Origin of the sequence: Maribacter hydrothermalis, assembly GCF_001913155.1 — a bacterium.
Taxonomy (GTDB): Bacteria; Bacteroidota; Bacteroidia; order Flavobacteriales; family Flavobacteriaceae; genus Maribacter; species Maribacter hydrothermalis.
In genome coordinates this window covers 1,125,222-1,141,628 of record NZ_CP018760.1, presented here as the reverse complement: position 1 = coordinate 1,141,628, position 16,407 = coordinate 1,125,222, and the positions used below count along the sequence as shown (strand labels likewise).

Genomic DNA, 16,407 nt, shown 5'->3' with positions numbered 1-16,407 from the left:
AAAGACTTAAAAAAAGCCCTATTGTTAGGGCTTTTTTTAAGTCTAAAACTATGTTAGTTTATTTAAAATTATATTGAATACCTAACTGAAAAGCATTCGAGAAAAACTGGTCTATAGTAAAATACGTATAATTTAAATTAATGGTTGTAAAGTCTTTTATCCTATAAGAAAGTACACCTTCATAACGTTGAAAAGTAGGTTCATCTTGTTCCGCAAAAATCGAGAAATCACTTTTTAAATTAAAATCGGATTGTTCGTTACCAATCTGTACTTGCAAACCACCACCTCCATAAAGCCTGTTTTCAGTTAACCAATAAGGAAAACCATCTCTTCTATCTTCTGAGCCCAAGGCATAAGCGCCTTCGGCTAATGGGCTGAGCTTAAACTTATCTAAGTTTATTAGTTTGTATTCTAATCTTGTTCCACCCTCAACATAGTATTGACTGTCCGTGTAATAATTTCCTTTAGCTTTGAAAATGTGTTTAAAATTTTCGTTGTACTTGAATTCTTGCTTAGCCTTAAATTCTACGTCATAAATTTCTAATTCATATCCCGGGCCAGTAGAAACTGGGTCAACATTTAGTGCTAGAGTGGTTTTATTATTATCTCCAATGAAATTAATACCAGTATTAAAGTGTACAAAAGTTTTATTGAAATTATCTAATTCTATTCTTGCACCAACCCAAAATGGATTTGTTAAATTAGATTCTGCTTTATACAAATATTCAACACCCAATAAATCTCTGTCAATATCATTAAGAACAATAGTATCTTTTAGAACAGTATATGCAGTTCCTTGTACTATTGAAAAACGATGCAAATTGAATTTTTTATTATAAAACCCAAAATGGAACGAGTTATTTAAAAGTGTAAAATCTAATTTATTTGCAATTGCAGAAGAATTAAACCCTACAGAATGCCCTTTCTTTTTTCTTGTTTCAATGGCAGATTTGCTAACAATAGCATCATCCATAAGAATCTTGAACTTACTAATGTAAAGAGATTGTGTTTGATCATTTTCAATTTTGACTTCATTATTGAATGCTATCTTAAAATCAGAGTCTAATTTAGCTGGTGGTATTTCTACTGCTATTTTACCTGCGCCATCCACATCACCAAGCAATAAAAGTATTCTAGCCATATGATTCATAGTATCATAATCATTAGGGTTTTTATCCATATAATTATTATAAATTGGTTTTAAATACCTAATGTTATCTGCTTCTAAATTCCAGTCAAGGATATTTTTAATTGGTATATTATTAGCACATGTGCTCCAATCTAAAGCCTTTTTATATAGCGCATATTCAGAAAACAGCATGGCTATCTCACTGCTTATTTCAGTTAAATCTGGTCTGCACGATGTTATACTTTGCATTTCTTCAACTGCCTTGTTACGGTTGTTTACCAATAAGTATCTTATATAATAAGGGAAATCGCTTAATTTTTCATTTTCAATAGAATTAGATTTTTTATTCCATTCGCTAATTAAACTCGGTGAAATATCTTTCCCACATTTTTGCCATTCTAATGCCTTATTAAAATTTAGATTTTCAGCATAAGCCAAGCTGATTGTAGTAGCCAGTTCTTCGTCACTAATACTACAAGGAGTAAGCTCGTTTAATTTTAATAATAATTTATCGCTTTTTGAATTTATAAGAAAATTGAAGTATGTTTTTTGATTTTCTAAATTTGGTTCTATTTCATATAATACTTCAAGAACTTGGTCAATCTTCTCAATATTATCCGATGTATTGAAGCTTTGGTAATAATCTTTTAAAAATGACACATCTTTTTCTTCCCATTCCATTTGTCTCTCCATCCAAAGTTTTTTAATTTCAATTGATGGATACGTACTTACAAAGGAAACCTGCCTAGAAAAATCTGCGTATGATGCTGAAGGGTTTTTTAGATATAATTTGTTAATCCGTTCCCATAATTGCTTTTCCATTCCACGCTCTTTCATAGTTTTGGCGTAGGCTACTACTTGTTGGGTATTAATAAATTTATTGTCTTCAAAAAGCTCTTCCATTAATTGGGCTGCCTTTTCCGTTTTCTCCTCAACAACTAGTCTGTCAATTTTTTCTTTTAGTGGAACCATGGTTTCCTTACGTTTATTAAAATCCGCATAGTCTTTGTTCATCTTTGTAATTAAAGATGACGTAGTTCCTATTAGAGTTCTAATTTCGGGTCTTATATCGGGTACGCTTATATTTGGTGATTTGGTTTTAATATTATAAAGAAACCCATTTAACAATGGCACCGATTCAAAATTAACTTGATCGTCGGTTAATTTTTTATTAAGTTTTGCTTCATTTTTTGCATCGACGTACATTAACCAGTAAGAATCCTTTTTTGCATCGGAGTTGATGGAGCTAGAAACTTCGTATTGACCTTCAAAGCTTAAGTGACGAACACTTTGGTATCGCCAATCCATTGTTGCTTCTGTAGATGCTTTAGCTGTTAAGAATTGCATGTAAGGATGCCTTTTCTTATAATCTACAATGTAATTTCTTAATTCACTAATAGCTGAAGCTGTATTGCCATAACTCATAATATCTTTGGAGTTTAATACATGAGACCATATACCTGTATATAGGTAAGTAGATTCCAGCGCCCATTTTTCTGTACTGGAAATTTTATATCCACTACTTAAACGTGGGTAATTAAAAAACCTATTATTTAATGGGTCTGGGTCAAATTCACGGTTGCCACCTTTGTTTAAGTCTCCTAAAAACGAGGAATGCATATAATTTAAGCTGGGAAATCCTTTTTTAAGTGCTACTAAGCCTAAACTATCTATTTGATTGTTAGGTGCTGCATAGGATACTGGCAAGTTGTTAGAAATGCTTTCTTTCCACTTTTTTTCAGTAGCTTTAATTACCTCTAGTTCTAGGTCAGTGTCTTTCCATAGACTTTGTAATAACGGTAAGTCATTAAAACCGCGCAGTCCTAATTCATGGCCCTTTTTAGTAAATTCATTCGCTAGCCAAACATTGGTACCATCTTCGTTTTTACCTTCAAGTAACCTGCTCTTTTCCCAAGCTTTAAATTCTGTATTTCCGTCCGTGTTTTTGTTAGAATTAAAAGTAACATACGCGGTGTATTTAATATTCTCTTCAGTAGCAAGTTCTTTCATTTTAGGCCACCAATCGGACTTTAAAAATTCAGATTTACTGTCACCGTTTTTATAATAAATAGTTTCACCTTTTTCATTATATACTGGTGAGGGAAAATCATCTAGAAATAAGGTACCAATATTAGCAATTGGGTATGGTATGCCTTCTAGCCCTAATAAGCTTGCGGCAAAAAGTAAACCTCGTTTTTCTTTCTTTAAAATTTCAGAGGAGTTATATAGAATTACTTTTCCGTTACCGATTCTGTTTTCAATTAAAACGGGATAATCTTTGTTGTTATGTGCAGTAACTAATACATTTACTTTACTCGAAAAATTTGAACCATCAAATCCTAAATGAATTGTTTTGTTATCAAAACTTTGATTTTGCATGCCTGGAAATATCGGTTTTTTAAAATATAATCCCGATGCTTCAAGATTAGTACTCCAATCTGCATTAGGCGTCATACCAAAGAAAAAAGACATGCGCTCATCCTCTGCTGCTTTAGTTATAAATAAAGTACCGCCTTTAGATACAAATTTTAAGAGACTATCTACAGCAGTGTTACTTAAGCCAGCCGTTTCATGAATAGTTACCACCCGTGTTGTAGGTGCTATATTTAATTTTTCATTGAATTGATTTATCCAAAGAGTTTTATGAGCAATTTTTGAATAGTCGAAAGCCTTTGCTAAATTTTCTGTTTCAAGTATGGCACTATAATTCGTAGGCTCTATCAAAAACTGAACTAGAGGTTCATCTGTGCTCTTTTCTGGAATATTATACTTATTGTTAGACTTGTATAATTCTTGTTGGCAGCTCGTTAACATGCTTATTACTAAAGCAAGTAATAGATAACCTAATTTTTTTGGTACCATAAGGCTTAATTTTCAACTTACTAAGTTCCTTATTAACGTTTTTAGCTAAAAATTTATTGGTTAAGTATACAATTTCATCCATGAATGAATCAATTTAACCAGTAGTCTTCATTTCGTGCGTAACTAGGTGTAAAAGAGGTAACGTTTAAAAGCAAAAAAGACCCGCTAAAAGCAGGTCTTTAAAATGTCTAGATTTATATTTTTAATCTCTATTAGAGCGTTTTTCTTTTTTATTGCCCTCTTTTTTTAAATGATGACGCTTATTCATTCTTTTGCCCATCTTTTCCCATTTTTCAAATTGTTCTTGGTTAAGAATAGATTTCATTTCTTTTTTACGAGCAATTTGATGATCTAACCTTTCATTCTGCATTGCGTACTTTTCGTCAGCTGACCATTTTTTTTCACCTTCTTCCTTTTTTATTTTTCTTGCATCCATTTTTGATTTTCTTGCCTTGGCATCTTCGGTAAGAATGGTTTTTATTTTCGCTTGTTGCGACTCGTTAAGGTCTAAGGCTAAAGTCATTTTTTTAGTCTGTAAGGTTGCTACTTGTTCTGGAGTTAAATCTCCCATGTCACCTCTATTACCTTTTCTAGTATGATCTTGAGCAGTTGCAGAAATGCCTGCCATTATTAAAATGGCCATTATTAATTTTTTCATGTCTTTTGTTTTTGTATTTATTTCTTTGACAAGAATTTTTAAAATAGGTTTAAGGATACTTTGAGTATTAGTAAATAATTAACTTTCGATTAAAATAAAAAAGCACGGCCTTTGGCCGCGCTTTTAAGTAGGATTTTTTTAAATGTTTTAGTTTGTCTGAGTTCGTCCCTCAAGATTTTTATAAGGGTTAATTACAATGTCGACATCTTGACTATAACTAGTTGTTACGATTTCCTTTTGATCATTTTCATTTGTTTGCTGATAATACATTACAGATGCACAAATAAAACAGGCTAAATAAATAAGACTTTTAAGTTTACTGGTCATGATTTGGGGTTTTTAAATTCTTTGCTAATCTATATAACTACAACGCATGAAAAAGCCCATTGTTGTGAAATGGGCTTTTTTAGATGTCAAAAATATCTTAAATGTGGTATAGTGATTTCATTCATCGATCATATTGACCCTTCATCGATAGGGAGTGAAAAATCGATTAAAAATGAAATTCTATTTTGGGTCTAAAATGTGGCTAATGCGCATATATACATCGTCATAATGATATTTTGTCATGGTATCGGAAGTACGGTTTCTAACATTGTTGATATCTCTTTTTAATATGTTTAATTCGGCTCTTGCCATGGTCCTAATATCAGATTGGCTAGTGTTGACAACTGTTGATTTTCTGTAGCCACCAAAATCGGATGCTTTAGCTTGGTTATCTGCAGTTAACAAATATTCTAAACGATCAATATGTGCTTTTTGCAAGTTTCTTCTATAAGTGTCAACAGATTTCCCGTTTTTAGATTCAGACCAAATTCCTTTTCTTAATTCGCTCATCATTTGTGCAAGAGAATATGCTTCGGTCTTATTCATAGTTTCATTTTCTATTAGGCGCGCCATTTTTCCCAAACTCAGTACATTATTTAATGTACGTACTTGCATAGAACGCATTTGCTCTAAAAAACCAGAGTATTCAGTGCGATCCAAAATATTCTGGTCTAGCATCCACATTGGGGTTTCAAATAGCTGTTCGTGAAGAAAAGCCATCGCATTTTGTTGATGTGCTTTTGGTACTGCCGTATAAACGGCACCTTCTTGGTCATAGGTTTTATGATTTTCATAAACACCTCCAATATTATTAGATACATGACCCATATATCTATTGAATTGGGAAAACACTTGTCCGTATAGCTTGTCTAGATCTTCGTAATTTTTACCATCTTCAGCAGTCCATTCTATAAGTTTAGGAACAATTCTTTTTAAGTTGGCAATACCGTATTCTCCAGCTTTCATGGCATCGTCCCCTAAATCTTCGGTTTGTGAACTTGGATCCACGATATCACCTACTTGTTGATGGCCAAAACGGTATAGTGGGTCACCGGCATGAGCCATTATCCATTTATCTAATGTCCTTTTTTCTTCTTCAGCAGTAGTATTTAGAATTGGTTTGTAGCCCCATTGAATTGCATATTTGTCGTAAACACCTATATCTGGCATAAGTGCAACACCTTCGTCACCAGGTTGTGCTATATAGTTAAAACGCGCATAATCCATAATAGATGGCGCCGTGCCATATTTTTTTGTAAAGGATTTAGAACGAAGAGAATCTACAGGATAAGCAACACTACTTCCCATGTTATGTGGTAGGCCTAACGTATGTCCTACTTCATGAGATGAAACAAAACGTATTAAACGTCCCATAATGTCATCATCAAAAGAAACCCCTCTAGCATCTGGATTAATGGCCGCCGTTTGAACAAAATACCAGTTTCTTAACAATGTCATTACATTATGGTACCAGTTAATATCGGACTCTAATATTTCACCACTTCTGGGGTCACTTACATGAGGCCCATTGGCATTGGGTATTGGTGAGGCCAAATAGCGCACCACAGAATAACGTACATCTTCAGGAGACCACTCCGGGTCTTCTTCTACCGTCGGTGGTTCTTTTGCTATAATTGCATTTTTAAAACCAGCAGCCTCAAAAGCCACTTGCCAATCTTCTATACCTTGTTTTATAAATGGCAACCATTTTTTAGGAGTAGCCCTGTCTACATAATAAACAATCTGTTTTTTAGGCTCAACCAATTCGCCATTGTTATATTTTTCAATGTCCTCGTCTTTAACTTCTAAACGCCATCTATCTAAAAATTTAATGGTCTTACTTTCTTGGGCATCTAAGCCGTAATCTATTTGGCCTCTTGCAAACCAACCAACGCGTTCGTCAAAATAGCGCCGTTTCATAGGTTCTTTAGGTAATAAAACCATTGAATTATTTATTTCAATAGAAATGGAACCTAAAGTTTGATTACTTGGGGCATCGCCAGCTACATACGTTTTTACATGGCGTATTTCAACGTTTAAAGGATAACTTTTTATGGACTCTATGTAGCCTTTTCCTTCATCTAAACGAGAAACTTTATATCGTTTACGGTATTGCTCTGGCATGCCAAATGCCTTAGTGTCTTTCGTGAAAATATCATTTACTTCAATTACAGTGGCAGGATTTAAGGAATCTTTCTTTAAGGCCTTGATTTCAAATGAATAAAGTACAGGTTCAAAGTTAGAATTGACTACAGCTTCGTGAACAGGTAATGAATCTGCCGCAACTACATCGTGGGATACTACTCGTAACAAAACTTTTTTGTCTTTCTTTTCCCATCTTAAAACCTGAGTGTTGATTTTTCCACCACCAAATCCAATGCCCGATGCAGTTTTAGAGATGCGACTTACCATTAGCATTTCTTTATTGAATAAAGTATCTGGGATTTCAAAAAAATGATTCTCGTCAACAACGTGGGTAGTAAAAAGCCCGTTGTCGCTAACAGCTTCTTTAGTTATGACTTTGTCGTAGGGTTGAATTTTATCTTTAGAAGTTTTATCAGCTTCTTTTTCGGTATCCTTTTTCTTCTTTTTAAAAATCTGAGCATCGGCGCTTTGGAAGCCAAAAATGCAAAATAATAGGAATAGTTTAAATAGTAATTTCTTATTCATTTTTGTGAGTTAGTTTGGTAATTTTTCAAAGATTGAAATAATAAATGAAAGAGGTTGTTAATAATTTCTTAAGGCTACTTTGTAACAATAATAAATACCAAGCGTCTATTAAGTAAGAATTATCATTTTGTAAATTCTGAATTAGTCTATTATAAAGTCTTTGCGATATCGCAAGGACTTTATTTTTCCTTATAATTAAAACAGAAGTGGAAGTACAAATTGAAACAGTCCAATTAATAATATAACGGCGATTAAATTTAAAACAATACCTGCCCGCGCCATTTCATGTACTTTAATATAGCCACTTGCAAAGACAATAGCGTTAGGCGGTGTAGCCATAGGTAGCATAAAAGCACAACTACTAGCAATGGTAATCGGTATAAGTAAATAAGTGATTGGCAGTCCAAGGCCTATAGCAATACCTGCCACTACAGGAGCTAGAACGGCAACAAGAGCCACATTGCTCATTAACTCGGTCATAAAAAGCATTAGTAGAATTAAGAGCGATACGGTCAAAAGAATACTTAAATTACTTTGAGCGATAATCTCTGCCACTAAATCTACAATACCAGAAACCGACATACCGTTTGCTAACGAGAGTCCGCCACCAAAAAGAATTAATATGCCCCAAGCTAGTTTCTGAGTATCTTTCCATTGTAGGATAAAGTCTCCTTTTTTTAAATTATATGGTACGGCAAAAAGTGTAATAGCGGCAAAAATACTTATAAGTGTATCTGATAAGCCTAAGCTGGGGAATATGGAATTAATTATAGTTCTAAATACCCATAAGAAGATAGTAACACCGAAAATGATAAGGACCATTTTTTCTTTGCTAGTTGTAGGTCCTAATTTTTTTAAGTTCCTCATTAATAATTGTTTTAGATGCCTTGAATTTTAGATTTTGATTGGGAAAAAAGATTTTCACCAAAACAAAAATAGCAAATAGATATCATGATTAGGGAAAATGGTAGTCCAATAATCATCCATTTTAGAAATGATATTTCAATATTGTATTCATTTTCTAACAATCCAATTAATACCGAATTTGGCGGCGTTCCAATGACAGTTGCAATACCACCAGCATTGGCAGCAAACGCTATTCCTAGCATAACGCTTAATGCAAAATTACGATCACGTTTTGTAAAGCCATCCTCATCTTCAATTAATAAATTTATAACTGACATGGCTATGGGTAACATAACTACGGTACTTGCGGTATTACTAATCCACATACTTAGTACGGCAGTGGCTATCATAAAACCAACACCACTTTATTTGCCGTTGTACCAGTGAGTCTAATGATATTTAAGGCTATACGTTTATGAAGGTTTACTTTTTCTAAAGCTAAGGCCATTACAAAGCCACCAAAAAATAAAAATACGATAGGGCTTCCGTAATTTGCACCAACATCACCTATGGGCATTATTTTTAGAATAGGAAATAGGAGTAAGGGTAAAAGTGCAGTAACAGAAATGGATACAGCTTCGGTAACCCACCAAATAACCATCCAAAGCGCAACAGCAATTACTGCATCTGCATTTTCAGAGATTAGTACATTGGGTAAAAATAGAAGTGTAAAAAAAATAATAGGGCCTGCGAACAGGCCTATTTTACTACTTAGGTTCATGCTGGTTGGTTTTGCCAGCTTCTAAGCTACTATTTTTTAATAAGTCTTTTTGTTTCTAGTTTAAAATTTCAACAAAAAGAATATCACTTTCTTTAAATATTTTGGCTAACTGTTGTTTTGTTATTCCTTTTATTGCTTTATCCCAAGCTTTATTACTTAAATCGGCTTTTGATTTAAGTATATCAAGTTCCATTTTCTTTTCTGCTTTTAAGATTTCAAAAATCACCTTTTCGCTATCAGAAAGTTGAAGTGGCTTTTTCTCTGGTCTCATTTGCGGGAAGAATAATACTTCTTGTATAGAAGCATTATTGGTCATCAACATTACTAAACGGTCAATACCAATGCCAATACCAGAGGTAGGAGGCATTCCATATTCTAGAGCTCTCAAAAAATCTTGGTCAATGAACATAGCTTCGTCATCACCTTTTTCAGAAAGTTTTAATTGATCTTCAAAACGTTCTCTTTGGTCAATTGGGTCATTAAGCTCAGAGTAGGCATTTGCTAACTCTTTACCGTTAACCATTAGCTCAAAACGCTCAGTTAATGCGGGGTTGTCTCTATGCTCTTTCGTAAGCGGACTCATTTCTTTAGGGTAGTCAGTAATAAATGTTGGTTGTACGTAGAATTTTTCACATTTCTCACCAAAAATCTCATCAATTAGCTTGCCAATACCCATGGTTTCATCAACTTCGATACCTAATTTTTTGGCGGTTACACGAAGTTCGTCTTCTGGCATGCCTGCGACATCAAAACCGGTGTGTATTTTAATTGCTTCTAAAATAGGGACACGTGCATATGGAGCTTTAAATTCAATTTCATGTTTGCCTACGGTAATTAAAGTGGTACCATTAGCATCCATTGCTATTTTTTCTAACAATTTCTCGGTTGTATCCATCATCCAATTGTAATCTTTGTATGCTACATACAATTCCATTACAGTAAACTCGGGGTTGTGGGTACGGTCCATGCCTTCGTTACGAAAATCTTTAGAGAATTCATAAACACCATCGAATCCGCCAACAATTAACCTTTTAAGATAAAGTTCGTTAGCGATTTTAAGTATAAAGGTATGTTTAATGCATTATGATGCGTTAAAAATGGTCGCGCAGTTGCTCCACCAGGTATGGGTTGTAAAATAGGAGTTTCTACCTCTAAATATCCTTTTTCATTATAAAACTCTCGAATACTATTAGTGATTTTTGTTCTTTTAATGAACGTTTCTTTCACCTTAGGGTTTACTACTAAATCTACATAGCGCTGACGGTAACGTAGTTCTGGGTCATTGAATTCATCATATATTTACCTTCTGCATCTTTTTTAGGTAATGGTAAAGGTCTAAGCGATTTACTTAGCATGGTAAATTTCTTTACCATAATTGTTTTTTCGCCCACTTGTGTTGTAAACAGTTCCCCTTCAATACCAATAATATCGCCTATATCAAATAATTTTTTATAGACATCATTATATAAAGTTTTATCCTCGCCGGTACAAATTTCATCTCTGTTAAAATAAACTTGTATACGACCCGAGCTATCCTGTAATTCGGCAAAAGAAGCTTTACCTTGAATACGGCGCGACATAAGTCTACCTGCAACAATTACCTGTTTGCCTTCCTCATAATTGGATTTTATGCTTGCCGATGTAGCATTTAACGGGTATAAAGCTGCCGGATATGGATTAATACCCAAGGCTCTTAATTTCTCCAATTTTTCTCTCCTGATAAGCTCTTGCTCTGATAATTGCATATAAAAAAATTAAGTCGCAAAATTACCTTTTGCTATTAACATACGCAACACTTATAATAATTGGATTGTTACGTTTTTGCTAGTCAAAATGTAGTGTTGTCGAATAGTTTGGGATATATTTTCATGAAGAATAATTTTGACAATATCATCTTCTAAAGTAGTAATTGGACTTTCAATTATTCTATTTATTTCCCTTCCATTTTTGTAAAAGATAAATGTAGGGACTCTTCTAATATTTAACCCCCATTCCTCGCCTTGCGGACTTTTTTTATAGGAGTTTTTACTTTTGTCAAGCGCGACTATTTTAAGGTTTTCCATTGGGAAGTCTATAGATTTTAAAATCCTTATAAATCTGGGGACTTCACGTTTACTATCACCACACCACGTACCCATAAAAATTAATACTTGATAAGTCTTTAATACTTCTTTTATGCGTTCAAGTTTGCCAGTATTGGTTTTATAACTCTCAAAATTGGGCTGAAACCACGTATTATAGGAGTTAGATGAAAGCCCTAAAATAGATATTTCGCCTACTAAATAAGGTTGTTTAACATCAATGGTAATTTCTTTATTTATGTTTTGAGCATGTAGGTTACAGGCAAAACCTAAAAGTAATGTGGTAATTAAAAATGATAATTTCATGATTTTTCAGTTTATGGATTAAAGCTGAAAATTCTTAAAAATGTATGCTGAAAGCAGTTTTGGTAGGGTGGAAATGGGTACTAGTACCCCGGTTGAAATTTTAATTCTATTGAAATCGCTGTTTTATTTCATCTCTAGAATTAACCTTGAGTTTCTTATAAAGGTTATTAATATGAGTCTTTACTGTGCTTACGCTAATAAACATTTCTGAGGCAATTTCTTTTTGGTTTTATTCTTTAGTATTTCTTCAACAATATTTTGTTCTTGCTCAGTCAACTTTGCTATGGCGTTATTCTGTATACTTTGTGTAAATTTTTTATGTTTTAAAAACAGATATATATTTAGAAAAATTGAAAAAGTAAGAAGTAAGTAGAGGATCCATTTAAATGTGCCAGAATTTGAATTTTTTAAATTTGAATACTTCTGGTCAATAGCAATTTCATCTAAATACAGCTGGGTAAATGGTGCGTTAGGGTATTTTAATAGTAAGCGCTCACCAAGTTCAGTATAATAAGTAGTTTCAGTAATATTCTTTTGATAATAGGCATATGTTTCATTTCTTTTATCTGACAAAAAGTTAAAGATATACAGTTCCGCTAATGGTTCATTTAATTTTTCCCGAAGTCTTGTAAAGTTTTAAAACCATTTTTGAGAGTTCAATTTCTTGTTGGCATCGCTTCTAAAGTCATTAAAATCAAAAGCCATTTGTTCTTTTAATACATCTATTTCTAGAAAAGAAGAAGAGGAATTATTGGTAGATGTAATTTCGCAAAGTGCTTTGGTTGGCAAATGAAGTAGGGAATTCTACGGTATCTGTGTTATTGGCAATAAATAGAATGCTTTTGCTGTTTACGCAACTTCCAAAAAAATGCTCTGAATTGGAGACAGTATCGGGGCAATCATCTAAATGAATTCTATAGATGCGATTTTCTTGTGATAAATTGTTTCCTGTGAACATAAAAAAACCCAAAGAATCGGTGGTTGTTTTCTTTAGGATTTGTTCCATTGAAATACGCTCTAACTTTCTGTAATCTCTATAATTGATAAGTAAATTGTTTTACTACTCACCTTTTCCGCAATATGACCCTTAAAAGTATACTGCGAAAAACAGGTAATACTTAGAAAAAGCAGGAAGATATAAACTAAATTTTTGGCCATACTAAAAGTATGAACCTCTAAAATAACCGATTTTGTAACAAACCTATTAAAGTTGCGACTTATTAGTAACATCAATCAATCAAAATAATAATCAAATGATTTAATTCGAGTATTGCTTGCTATATTTTTTCCGCCCTTAGCTGTATTGGGTAAAGGTTGTGGTTTCTTTTTTAATTGTTTTACTTTTAACTTTTTGCGGCTGGGTGCCTGGTGTAATAGCCGCTTTAGTTATATTGAACAATCCTAATTAGAACAAAGTACATGAAACTTATTAAAATTTTAGCTGCTGTCCTCATGGCAGTATTTTTCGTTGCCTGTAATTTTACAGAAGAAATTATTTTAATGGAGATGGCTCTGGAAAAATGAGCATTAGCTTTGATGGAGGTGAATTATTGCAAATGCTACCAGAAACGGATTCCACACAATTAGAAAAAGCTATAGATTCTACGCTAGTTTTTAAAGACTTGTTACGAGATAAAAAGGATAGTATTTCTCAATTATCTGCTAAGCAACAAGCTAAGCTAAAAAAGATTAGAACCATTTAGTCTTCATATGAAAGTAGAGCCAGAGAATGGTATTATGAATTTGACATGTTTACGGATTTCATTGAAGTATCAGAAGTTAATGACGCATTCAATGCATTTCAAAACGCAAGTTCTGTTGGTCCTATTGCTGGTGGCAAGTCATTGCCAGACAACGCAACTGACGAAACCACAAAAGTCAATTATAGTTTTAAGAAAAATAAATTTAAAAGAGAAACGATAATTTTAAATCAAGAATTGTTTAAGCAAAGTATAGACAGTCTTTCTAGTGCCGAAATGTTTTTATCTAGTTCTACATACACCTTTAAATACCATTTTCCAAGACGTGTAAAATCCACAAATATTGAAGAAGCTACATTTTCAATGGACGGAAAAACAATGATACATGAGGTTAATTTCTTAGCTATGATGAAGGATCCAAAATCGATTTTGATAGAAGTGGAACTTGAAAAATAGAAAGTCACTTTTTGTATCTTTGTACGATGAACAAGAAGGTTGTATTACAAGATTTAGGACTTAAAGATTACAAAGAAACATGGGACTACCAAGAACAACTATTTCAAGATACTTTAGATATAAAAATTAGAAATAGAAGGGAAGAATTAGCATTAGAAACGCCTAATTATTTTTATTTGTTGAGCACCCACATGTTTATACACTTGGCAAAAGTGGCGATATTGATAATTTACTAGTTAGTGAAAAACAACTTGAAGAAAAAGGGCTACATTTTATAAGATCAATAGAGGAGGTGATATTACCTATCATGGCCCTGGCCAAATAGTGGGTATCCTATTTTAGATTTAGATAATTTCTTTACCGAATACATAAATACTTGCGTTTATAGAAGAAATGGTCATTTTACTTTAGCCGACTTCGGTTTAAAAAGCAGAGCGTTCTAAAGGCGAAACAGGAGTTTGGTTAGATGTCGGGACTCCATTTGCACGTAAAATATGTGCAATGGGTGTAAGAGCTAGCAGGTGGGTAACAATGCATGGTTTTTGCACTAAATGTAAATGCCGATTTAGGTTATTTTGATATGATGATACCATGTGGAATAAAAGGTAAGACAGTAACATCTTTGAATGTAGAGCTTGGTAAAAAAGAAATTGATTTAGATGAAGTAAAACAAAAACTGCAAGCCCATTTTAAGAAACTTTTTGCAGCAGAATTATAATAAAGAAAGCCAAGGTGTAGACCTCGGCTTTCTTTATTAAATAAATAGTCTTAATAATCTAGCCCAAAATAATCCATTACTGCGTAGTAATCATTAGTATCAACTCCTGCAGATTTCAAACGCGATACCATATTTTCCTTGCTTGATTTTCCAGAGGTGGTGCTGTTAGATTCTATGACCACCAGTTTAAGTTCATCTAATTGACCAGCACTTACTGATTTAAAGTTCTCTGTACCAACTTCGTAAAAGTACATCCAATATCTGTTCAAGTTTATTTCAACCGCTATGTCACTATTATCATTAAGTCCAAAAGCATATATAGGAGCTGGGATTGGAGTGTAATGGTGCCGCCTTTTTAAAAGATAACCAAGAATTAGGTCGTTGTCAATTACTTCTTGAGTTAAAACAGGTGCAGTAACTACGATAGTTGATCCAGATTCGGATGAAAGGTCGTAGGTATATGTTGCTACGTTGGCATTACCATCTTCTCCATCTTCGCCATTAGTCCCGTCAGTGCCATTTGTGCCGTCCATCCCATTTGTTCCGTCTGTACCGTTTTCTCCAGCCGGGCCTTGTTCACCTTGAGGTCCTGGAATACCTATTCCTTCCCCATCTTCTCCATCTTCACCCGCGGGTCCTTGGTCACCTTGAATTCCTTGTTCACCTTGTGGGCCTATAGGGCCAATGTCTCCATCTTTTGAGCATGATGTAATTGTAATTGCGAATATCAAAATCGCACATTTGATAAAATTTGTTGTAGTCTTCATTTGTAATATTTAGGATTATTTCCCTTTAATGAACAAGAAGAGAAAAGGTTAACATTAAGATTAAAGAAAAAACTTTCGTTGATTCCTTAATAGCAAATAATTATTCTATACTCCAAATATTATCTTCTAATATATCGCTCATTGAGCTATCTGGGCGATATCCCCCAAATATCCATAATTTGTTATTGAACAATAAACTTTCGTGGCTATGTAACCCTTTAAGAAGTGGTTGTTTTTGTCATATTTATACCAATACTTCATATCATTTGAATACCAGACATCTCCATAGAATGTACGTGCGCCTAATTTATTTGAACTCTGTCCGCCAATAACCCAAACTTTTCCTTCAAAAACAGTCGCGGTATGGTTTATTCGATTTTCAAAAACTGTAGATGCTGGACTATTTTCATGCCAATGAATACCGTCAGTACTTGCCCAAACTTCATTTGTAAATTCACCACCACGAATCCACCCACCAATTATATATAGGTATTCTTGTAGACTATGGTTTTATAATGATTTCTAACGGGGAATGCATTATTGGTTTCCATTCGCCAATTTATACCATTAGAAGATGACCAAACTTCCTGCTGCTGTCTATTATTTCCAATGAAAACATATATTCTATTATTGAATACTATGGAGTTATTTTGTCCAATATCCGTTAAGGATTTAGTGATTTTACGTTGTTCCAGTGAATGCCATCTGTTGTATTCCAGATATCACTTAAAATTTCGCCAGCGTTATTTATTCCACCAATAAGCCACATTTTATCTTTAAATACCAGTAAAGAGTGGTTTTTTCGATTGTCGAATTGGTTTGAAGTAACTAGCTTCCAGTTTTTGCCATTTTTACTCTTCCAAACTTCTGAATGTAATGTCCAAGGTGCTGTATTATTATTGTCTCCACCTACTAACCAAAGTTGGTCATTAAATTGAGTTATAGAATGAGATGCAAATCCACCCATTTCACTGTTTGTAGTCTCCAAATCAAAATCTAAATCAATATTTGGATGTAAAAAAGTTCGTCCGGCAGCTACATGATTATTACTTGGTTCGTTAGATTTCTTCTTTTTGGCAAGAAGAAGTCAATATAACTATTGCGAC

The 16,407-nt window shown here is 33.6% G+C and carries 13 protein-coding genes and 4 pseudogenes; 4 read left to right on the top strand and 13 right to left on the bottom strand.

Annotation, left to right across the window (positions count from 1 at the left end; translation table 11 throughout):
- Positions 1 to 58: 58 nt before the first annotated feature.
- From BTR34_RS04910 to BTR34_RS04865, 10 genes and pseudogenes are all read right to left on the bottom strand, one after another.
- Positions 59 to 3,991 carry a DUF2194 domain-containing protein gene (locus BTR34_RS04910; RefSeq protein WP_068484452.1) on the bottom strand — a complete coding sequence of 1,311 codons (3,933 nt, stop codon included), beginning with the start codon at positions 3,989 to 3,991 and terminating at the stop codon, positions 59 to 61.
- 202 nt (positions 3,992 to 4,193) lie between these two features.
- Positions 4,194 to 4,649: a hypothetical protein gene (locus BTR34_RS04905; RefSeq protein ID WP_068484454.1), complete on the bottom strand. Its 456-nt coding sequence runs from the start codon at positions 4,647 to 4,649 to the stop codon at positions 4,194 to 4,196.
- Positions 4,650 to 4,796: 147 nt separating this feature from the next.
- On the bottom strand, positions 4,797 to 4,976 hold the full coding sequence (locus tag BTR34_RS04900) for a hypothetical protein (protein ID WP_068484456.1): 180 nt from the start codon (positions 4,974 to 4,976) through the stop codon (positions 4,797 to 4,799).
- A 180-nt stretch (positions 4,977 to 5,156) separates the two neighbouring features.
- Entirely contained in the window at positions 5,157 to 7,646 is a 2,490-nt protein-coding gene (locus BTR34_RS04895) for a zinc-dependent metalloprotease (protein ID WP_068484458.1), read from the bottom strand.
- Between the two features lie 195 nt (positions 7,647 to 7,841).
- Positions 7,842 to 9,273 (bottom strand): annotated as a pseudogene (locus BTR34_RS04890) (SLC13 family permease).
- A 55-nt stretch (positions 9,274 to 9,328) separates the two neighbouring features.
- Positions 9,329 to 11,018 (bottom strand): annotated as a pseudogene (gene lysS, locus BTR34_RS04885) (lysine--tRNA ligase).
- 51 nt (positions 11,019 to 11,069) lie between these two features.
- Positions 11,070 to 11,660, bottom strand: a complete 591-nt coding sequence (locus BTR34_RS04880) for a thioredoxin family protein (protein ID WP_074472106.1) — start codon at positions 11,658 to 11,660, stop codon at positions 11,070 to 11,072.
- A 106-nt stretch (positions 11,661 to 11,766) separates the two neighbouring features.
- Positions 11,767 to 11,865, bottom strand: a complete 99-nt coding sequence (locus tag BTR34_RS19250; RefSeq protein ID WP_083612616.1) for a helix-turn-helix transcriptional regulator — start codon at positions 11,863 to 11,865, stop codon at positions 11,767 to 11,769.
- Positions 11,850 to 12,233 carry a hypothetical protein gene (locus BTR34_RS19060; protein WP_074472105.1) on the bottom strand — a complete coding sequence of 128 codons (384 nt, stop codon included), beginning with the start codon at positions 12,231 to 12,233 and terminating at the stop codon, positions 11,850 to 11,852. Before BTR34_RS19060 ends, BTR34_RS19250 begins: the two co-directional genes overlap by 16 nt.
- Before the next feature lie 175 nt (positions 12,234 to 12,408).
- Complete coding sequence (locus tag BTR34_RS04865) at positions 12,409 to 12,666, bottom strand: hypothetical protein (RefSeq protein WP_074472104.1); 258 nt, start codon at positions 12,664 to 12,666, stop codon at positions 12,409 to 12,411.
- Positions 12,667 to 12,921: 255 nt separating this feature from the next.
- On the opposite strand from BTR34_RS04865, the pseudogene BTR34_RS04860 reads away from it, so the two are divergent.
- The 4 genes and pseudogenes from BTR34_RS04860 (at position 12,922) to lipB (ending at position 14,534) form a co-directional block, all read left to right on the top strand.
- A pseudogene (locus BTR34_RS04860) lies at positions 12,922 to 13,069 on the top strand (YqaE/Pmp3 family membrane protein).
- 111 nt (positions 13,070 to 13,180) lie between these two features.
- Positions 13,181 to 13,363 (top strand): hypothetical protein, encoded by a 183-nt coding sequence (locus tag BTR34_RS19055; protein WP_244893348.1) that lies wholly within the window; start codon positions 13,181 to 13,183, stop codon positions 13,361 to 13,363.
- Positions 13,364 to 13,408: 45 nt separating this feature from the next.
- A complete protein-coding gene (locus BTR34_RS19050; protein WP_244893347.1) occupies positions 13,409 to 13,816 on the top strand; it encodes a hypothetical protein in 408 nt (135 codons plus the stop codon).
- Positions 13,817 to 13,842: 26 nt separating this feature from the next.
- Positions 13,843 to 14,534: pseudogene (lipB, locus tag BTR34_RS04850) on the top strand (lipoyl(octanoyl) transferase LipB).
- 50 nt (positions 14,535 to 14,584) lie between these two features.
- Here the strand turns inward: lipB and BTR34_RS18895 are convergent.
- The 3 genes from BTR34_RS18895 to BTR34_RS04835 form a co-directional block, all read right to left on the bottom strand.
- On the bottom strand, positions 14,585 to 15,301 hold the full coding sequence (locus BTR34_RS18895) for a collagen-like protein (RefSeq protein ID WP_074472103.1): 717 nt from the start codon (positions 15,299 to 15,301) through the stop codon (positions 14,585 to 14,587).
- A gap of 138 nt (positions 15,302 to 15,439) precedes the next feature.
- Positions 15,440 to 15,673, bottom strand: coding sequence for a kelch repeat-containing protein (locus tag BTR34_RS19245; protein WP_394333949.1), 234 nt, complete (start codon positions 15,671 to 15,673; stop codon positions 15,440 to 15,442).
- 292 nt (positions 15,674 to 15,965) lie between these two features.
- Entirely contained in the window at positions 15,966 to 16,289 is a 324-nt protein-coding gene (locus tag BTR34_RS04835; RefSeq protein ID WP_157493037.1) for a kelch repeat-containing protein, read from the bottom strand.
- Positions 16,290 to 16,407: the final 118 nt, after the last annotated feature.

Excerpts from the sequence above, each read along its gene's own strand:
- BTR34_RS04865 (WP_074472104.1), bottom strand. The coding sequence starts at position 12,666 with ATGGAACAAATCCTAAAGAAAACAACCACCGATTCTTTGGGTTTTTTT.
- BTR34_RS19250 (WP_083612616.1), bottom strand. The coding sequence starts at position 11,865 with ATGTTTATTAGCGTAAGCACAGTAAAGACTCATATTAATAACCTTTAT.
- BTR34_RS04910 (WP_068484452.1), bottom strand. The coding sequence starts at position 3,991 with ATGGTACCAAAAAAATTAGGTTATCTATTACTTGCTTTAGTAATAAGC.
- BTR34_RS04880 (WP_074472106.1), bottom strand. The coding sequence starts at position 11,660 with ATGAAATTATCATTTTTAATTACCACATTACTTTTAGGTTTTGCCTGT.
- BTR34_RS19050 (WP_244893347.1), top strand. The coding sequence starts at position 13,409 with ATGTTTACGGATTTCATTGAAGTATCAGAAGTTAATGACGCATTCAAT.
- BTR34_RS19055 (WP_244893348.1), top strand. The coding sequence starts at position 13,181 with ATGAGCATTAGCTTTGATGGAGGTGAATTATTGCAAATGCTACCAGAA.
- BTR34_RS04895 (WP_068484458.1), bottom strand. The coding sequence starts at position 7,646 with ATGAATAAGAAATTACTATTTAAACTATTCCTATTATTTTGCATTTTT.
- BTR34_RS04900 (WP_068484456.1), bottom strand. The coding sequence starts at position 4,976 with ATGACCAGTAAACTTAAAAGTCTTATTTATTTAGCCTGTTTTATTTGT.
- BTR34_RS04905 (WP_068484454.1), bottom strand. The coding sequence starts at position 4,649 with ATGAAAAAATTAATAATGGCCATTTTAATAATGGCAGGCATTTCTGCA.
- BTR34_RS18895 (WP_074472103.1), bottom strand. The coding sequence starts at position 15,301 with ATGAAGACTACAACAAATTTTATCAAATGTGCGATTTTGATATTCGCA.